This window comes from Gryllotalpicola sp. CP2-P1 (assembly GCF_057512245.1).
In genome coordinates this window covers 1-2,275 of record NZ_JBLRDT010000298.1, presented here as the reverse complement: position 1 = coordinate 2,275, position 2,275 = coordinate 1, and the positions used below count along the sequence as shown (strand labels likewise).

Annotated in this window: 3 protein-coding genes and 1 pseudogene; all 4 read right to left on the bottom strand. The window is 72.4% G+C overall.

Features of this window, described 5'->3' with window-relative positions; genetic code table 11:
• Window positions 1-261, bottom strand: a pseudogene (locus ACM2XV_RS14485) (S1 family peptidase); the annotation flags it as partial.
• A gap of 78 nt (window positions 262-339) precedes the next feature.
• Window positions 340-1,407: a tRNA (adenosine(37)-N6)-threonylcarbamoyltransferase complex transferase subunit TsaD gene (gene tsaD / locus ACM2XV_RS14480; RefSeq protein WP_487027441.1), complete on the bottom strand. Its 1,068-nt coding sequence runs from the start codon at window positions 1,405-1,407 to the stop codon at window positions 340-342.
• Entirely contained in the window at window positions 1,404-1,874 is a 471-nt protein-coding gene (gene rimI, locus ACM2XV_RS14475; protein WP_344776349.1) for a ribosomal protein S18-alanine N-acetyltransferase, read from the bottom strand. Before rimI ends, tsaD begins: the two co-directional genes overlap by 4 nt.
• A partial coding sequence (locus ACM2XV_RS14470; RefSeq protein WP_487027440.1) for a tRNA threonylcarbamoyladenosine biosynthesis protein TsaB occupies window positions 1,871-2,275 on the bottom strand: 405 nt, incomplete at its 5' end. The genes rimI and ACM2XV_RS14470, both read right to left, overlap by 4 nt.

The following is a 2,275-nucleotide window of genomic DNA, read 5'->3' as shown; positions in this document are numbered from 1 at the left end:
GGGCGCGACGGGCGGCTCGGGCGGGACGATCGAGGGCGACTCTGGCTCGAACGGCGCGGGGGTCGTCGCCGGCTCGGGCTCGCTCGGAGCGGGGGGTTCCGACGGCACGAGGGGGGTGTCGGGCTCGGCGGGAACCGTCGGCTCGTCAGGCTCGGCGGGAACGCTCGGCTCCTGCGGCTCGGCCGGCACCGTGGGCTCCTGAGGCTCTGCCGGAACGGTCGGCTCCTCGGGCGGCCGGGGAGGGTTCTGCGGGTCAGACATGACGCTCCTTCAGCGCGGGCTGTGTGCCCGCTGTAAAGCCCCATCGTCCCAGCGGGCCCGAGTGGGTGTCAACGGATCTCAGCGCACCTGGATGTCTGTGACGGGCAGCGTGGAATCCGCTCCGAAATCGAGCGTCGACGGCTCGTGGCCGGCCATGATCAGCTGCGCGGCGAGCGCCGCGATCATCGCCCCGTTGTCGGTGCACAGCGACAGCGCGGGAATCCGCAGAGCGATGCCCGCCTCAGCGCAGCGCTCGGCCGCGACCTCGCGCAGCCGCGCGTTCGCGACGACGCCGCCGCCGAGCAGCAGGCGCGGAACACCACGGTCGAGGCACGCGTTCACGGCCTTCGTGACGAGCACGTCGACGACCGCCTCGCGGAAGCTCGCGGCCACGTCGGCGACGGGCAGCTGCTCACCGGCATCCGTCTTCTGCTCGACCCAGCGCGCGACGGCGGTCTTGAGCCCCGAGAACGAGAAGTCGTAGCGATGCTTCGCCATGTCCTTCGGCAGGCTGAGACCGCGCGGGAACCGGATCGCATTCGGGGCGCCCGCCGCCGCCGCGCGATCGATCTGCGGCCCGCCGGGGTACGGCAGCCCGAGAATGCGCGCCACCTTGTCGAACGCCTCGCCCGCCGCGTCGTCGATCGTCTCGCCGAGCAGCTCGACGTCGCCGGTCAGGTCGCGCACGTGCAGCAGACTCGTGTGGCCGCCGCTCACGAGCAGCGCGATCGTCGGCACCTCGACGGGGTGCCCCGGGCCGCCGCCCGCATCGAGCACGTCGGCGCCGACATGGCCCACGAGGTGGTTCACCGCATAGAGCGGCTTGCCGAGCGCGACCGCCATCGCCTTCGCGGCCCCGACGCCCACCATGAGCGCCCCCGCGAGACCCGGCCCGCTGGTCACGGCGATCGCGTCGAGCTCGTCGGGGCGCACGGATGCCTCGGCCAGAGCCGCCTCGATGGCCGGCCCCATGGCCTCGAGGTGCGCGCGAGCGGCCACCTCGGGCACGACGCCGCCATACCTGGCGTGCTCCTCCATGCTGCTCGCGATGGTGTTGCTGAGCAGGCGGGTTCCCCGCACGATGCCGACGCCGGTCTCGTCGCAGCTCGTCTCGATGCCGAGCACGAGGGGTTCCTCTCGGTTCATACGGCCACTCTCATCACCAGCGCGTCGACATTGTCGGGTTGGTAGTAGCCCTTCCGCACACCGATCTCCTCATAGCCGAACGAGCGATACAGCGCCTGCGCCACCGGGTTGTCGACGCGCACGTCGAGGAACATCTCGCGCACGCCGCGGCGCTGCGCCTCGAGATGCAGCAGGCGCATGAGCTCGCGGCCGAGCCCGTAGCCGCGCGCCTCCTCGGCGAGCCCGATCGTCTGCACGTCGCCCTCGCGCCCGCCGGGCAGCGAGAGCAGCCCGGCGTAGCCCAGCAGCTCGTCAGGGGCATCCGCCCGGGCTGCGACGAGATAGAAGGTGTGCGGGCTCTCGAGCTCGGAGCGCCACAACGCCTCGGGCCACGCGTCGTTCGCGAAGATGACGCGCTCGAGCGCGACGACCTGCTCGAGGTCGCCGACGGTCGCGCGGCGAATGGAGAAGGCCGGCTGCTCGCTCACCCCGTCACCCGCTTCGGGCCGGCCGAGGGCGTGACATCGGGCGAGCGCAGATAAAGCGCCTCGCCGGCGGCGAAGGGCCGCTTGTTCTTCCAGGTGTGCTCGGCGAGCAGGCCGAGCGCGGCCGCCGAGACGGATGCCGCGTCGAGCCGCGCGGCATCGGGGTGCGGTAGCTCGTCGAGCTTCGCGAGCCCCGGGCCGTCGACGCGCACCGGCAGCCCGAGCTCGTCCGCCCCGTCGTAGAAGGACCAGTAGAGCTCTTTGCGCCGGGCATCCGTGACCACGAGAAGCGGGCCCTCGCGACCGTCGCGGTACGCGGCGAACGCGATCGCGTCGTGGCTGACGAGGTTCACGAGCGGCTTGCCCGCGGCGAGCGCGAAGGTGCGCGCAGCGACGATTCCGAC

Bases quoted from the DNA above. Each gene is read 5' to 3' on its own strand.
- tsaD (WP_487027441.1), bottom strand. From the start codon at position 1,407: ATGAACCGAGAGGAACCCCTCGTGCTCGGCATCGAGACGAGCTGCGAC.